A 3,235-nucleotide genomic window follows, 5' to 3' on the forward strand; every position below is an offset into this window, starting at 1 on the left:
CACGCCGCCAGCGTTCGTCCTGAGCCAGGATCAAACTCTCCAAAGAAAGTTGATTGGCTTTTTGCTTCGGCCAAAGCGACCTCAGCTTTTCTATTGCGCTTCGTTTCGTTCAGTTTTCAAGGAACGAGCTATCCTTTCTTCGTTCGAGGAACTTACTTCCTCGAAAGCGACTCTTAAAATATATCACCTTTTTTGTTTTTTGTCAACACATTTTTTACTTTTGAGTCAGTCAAGAGTTGGTGGAGCCCTTTTTTCGGTTATATTGTAAATAGCTATAATAGCTATATAAATGCACCTCGAAAAGTTAACTTCTCGATTACGCAACACACCCCAAGCGTCGCAACACGTCTTCCGGGCGTTTCTGAATGGAATGAACAAATCGTTGAACCGCTCGCAGGATCTCATGGCGGTCTTTGTGAAAGGCGTTGGCGGACACCGTATCCTTCAGCCATTTCCACAAACGCTCGATCGGGTTGAGCTACGGCGAGTAGGGCGGGAGATACAAGAAATGAAAACATGGTCCTTCTTCCCGCAAAAACTCCTTCACCATTCGAGCGTGATGAATCCGGGCATTGTCTAGAACAAGCGCCATGATCCGGTTGGGATGCCGCTCTTTGAGTCGGCGCAAGAAACCCAAGAACGTCGTGGCGTCGGCGGCCTCTGCTTGGTGAAGCACGGTGTCCCATCGTGGACGTTCACGGCGCCAAATACCGAAATATGGGCATGATAGCCGAATATCGGCACTCGTTTTTGATAGCCAGTCTCGGACCAAGCGGATCGCAACACATGATAAGAGCGGATATGCATTTCATCGATGTACAAAGAACGGCCTCTTCGGTCTCCTTAGTGATCAAGTTTTTTATCAGATCCATTTGTTTTTCAAATGGCTTTTGCTCATCCGGATTCCCTTTCGCCAGTGTGTACGTCGAGCGAGTCCATGACAGACCTTGACGGTGCAGGAGTTTTCGCAGCGCTTCACAGGAAATGGAAACGCCGAAGTGCTTTTCCACATAGGACGGCAGGAGTTTAGTGTTCCACGCCGAAGCTACATCCCACCCCAGTTCGGCGGAGTCGTGGCGAGCACGAGCCGCTTGATCTCTTTCTGCTGTTCTTCCGTGAGAAACAGCTCTCATCCGGGCGCGAAATCCCAATGAAGCAAGAGGTCCACCCCCATACCCATCAAGTTAAGAATTTTGGTCTTTGTGCATCGTCAAAAACATGGAACATGTGTACATCGGACATGAACGCTTGTACGTTCCACGGTTGGTTTTCCGCCGTCTGACGGCGGAAGAATGACAAAAACGGATGGGGTATGTGCAGGAAAAGTATGTCTATAGCACCACGGGTTAATAATTATATTTTAAATTACCATGTTTAATTTGTACTGTACCAGAACCGTCATTTTTAAATCTAAATGCATAACTACCGGGATGCTTTACCAGTGTAGTGTCTCTCCAATCAAGTGCAGCCCAGCCAGCCACATCTCTCCATACAACTTTACCAGTATATACTTGACCTAGTTTATAAACTTCTACTGCAACTGCCTCAGGTCTATTAATTAGTTCAAATTCAAAAATCCCAGGATTATAAAAATAGTATCCACCATTAATCCAAACGTAATTTGAAAAAGTGGTATTGCCAAAGGAGTATTTTTTAATGCTCTGAGCAGTTACTGTTTGTTCTGCTATAATAGATTTTGTTTTAGGGTCATCTGTTTCGATGGATTTCTCTTCAAGATTAATCGTTTTGATAAGATTATTATTTTCATCATAAATTTCAACTCTTGGAGCTTTATCTCGGTTAATTGCTTGATCATTTACTTGAGCATTTACGGCGTTTGATTCAAATATAAACAAAAGAATAGTCGCCAATGTAATTATAATATGATGAATCTTTTTCATCATTCTCATATTTTTCTCATCCTTTCATTCATTTTTGAACATTTATCTCCACAACATTAGCATTTATTACATATAAAAATTGACTCTTCACTAGGAATATATGCTTGACAAACAATGCAATTTCCTACAGGAGGATAGGCAAAACCATTAATGCGCAACCAATAAGAACAAATGAATCAACTTGCGCAACGCAAAGTTTCGGGCCAAATCACAATCCCTAACTGCTTCAGCCATCCGTTGAATTTCTTCATCCGAAACAAGTTTTTGCATCAAACTTGGAGGTGTGCTATGCTTGTTTATAGAGCACCGCCTGAGTTTGTTTGAATCGTTACTCATCTTCTACAGCAAAGGCACTCTTCTGTCTTTTGAATTTTATTGGATAATCAACAAGCCTAGCTTGATATACATTAAGGGAGGTATTGTTGTTTTGTGTATTATTATTCAATTTGGATTAGCCGCTATTTTACTTTTATTTTCTACTCTAGCTGCTTGGTATGAAGGCAGTGCAATATTAGATAATCCTTGGGAATGGAAGTATTCAACACCGTTTTCCCAAATGATGTATGGTCAAGTACATAGTAAAAGTCATATTTCGCAACTTGACTACTTTGTATACTCCGCTAAATTTCACCCCTTTTTTCCAATTATCATGGCAATAAGTAGTTTATACTTATTAATTCTTATTGGATACTATTTATTAAAACCACAGAATAAGAAATTTGCTTGTTTTCTATTCATTTTAGGAGGAGGCTTATTCCTGCTTGGTTGCTTTTTTATGGATTCTACCACAACAGGTGGAAAAATCTTTTTTTATATTTGGTTAGTGAGTGGCTCTTTGTGTACTGCAACAGCTATAACAACTTATTTCCAAGTATTAAATCGCAATCCCCGGCGCTAGATAAACTCAAACAATCATAAAATAGGGCTCTTCACCACAACATGTACTTGACAAGCAATACGGTTTCCTGCACAAAGATGTGCCAAAATCACGGATTTGTTGATTTTCCCTCACAAGCATAAATAGGGTATGTTCAGAAAAAATCAAGTACAACTTTTGGTGAAGAGCCTAAAATAGCCATTTCTGGTGAACCCTCTACTAGAATGGAAGTGTCACCTAACATTTGAAAGGAGAGGTCACCATGTAAGAGCACTTTCATTTTACTACAGATCGAGCGAAGATTCAAAAACAATATGCATCGAGAGTCAGTCAAGACTTTGTGGAGAACATTTTTTCGGTTTTCTACGGGCGTTGTCAATCACTAGTTAGCGAACCATTTTCAGGAATTCATATCGTAAGCGCTTTCGGACTCTCATCCCTCATCTTGAGGCGATGA

4 protein-coding genes and 1 pseudogene are annotated in these 3,235 nt (G+C 40.9%); 1 reads left to right on the plus strand and 4 read right to left on the minus strand.

What is annotated here, in order from left to right; genetic code table 11:
- Positions 1-478 precede the first annotated feature (478 nt).
- The 4 genes and pseudogenes from ETR37_RS19910 to ETR37_RS19920 form a co-directional block, all read right to left on the minus strand.
- On the minus strand, positions 479-676 hold the full coding sequence (locus tag ETR37_RS19910) for a transposase (RefSeq protein WP_236930862.1): 198 nt from the start codon (positions 674-676) through the stop codon (positions 479-481).
- A gap of 19 nt (positions 677-695) precedes the next feature.
- Positions 696-1,133, minus strand: coding sequence for a helix-turn-helix domain-containing protein (locus tag ETR37_RS19915; RefSeq protein ID WP_236930861.1), 438 nt, complete (start codon positions 1,131-1,133; stop codon positions 696-698).
- Positions 1,134-1,346: 213 nt separating this feature from the next.
- Positions 1,347-1,910, minus strand: a complete 564-nt coding sequence (locus ETR37_RS17730; RefSeq protein ID WP_013144123.1) for a hypothetical protein — start codon at positions 1,908-1,910, stop codon at positions 1,347-1,349.
- Positions 1,911-2,054: 144 nt separating this feature from the next.
- Positions 2,055-2,201, minus strand: a pseudogene (locus ETR37_RS19920) (IS4 family transposase); the annotation flags it as partial.
- On the opposite strand from ETR37_RS19920, the gene ETR37_RS17740 reads away from it, so the two are divergent.
- Positions 2,194-2,799, plus strand: a complete 606-nt coding sequence (locus ETR37_RS17740) for a YjdJ family protein (protein ID WP_236930860.1) — start codon at positions 2,194-2,196, stop codon at positions 2,797-2,799. The pseudogene ETR37_RS19920 and the gene ETR37_RS17740 sit on opposite strands and share 8 nt — an antisense overlap.
- The last annotated feature ends 436 nt before the right edge of the window (positions 2,800-3,235 follow it).

Source organism: Geobacillus sp. PK12, from assembly GCF_004123125.1.
Classification (GTDB): domain Bacteria; phylum Bacillota; class Bacilli; order Bacillales; family Anoxybacillaceae; genus Geobacillus; species Geobacillus zalihae.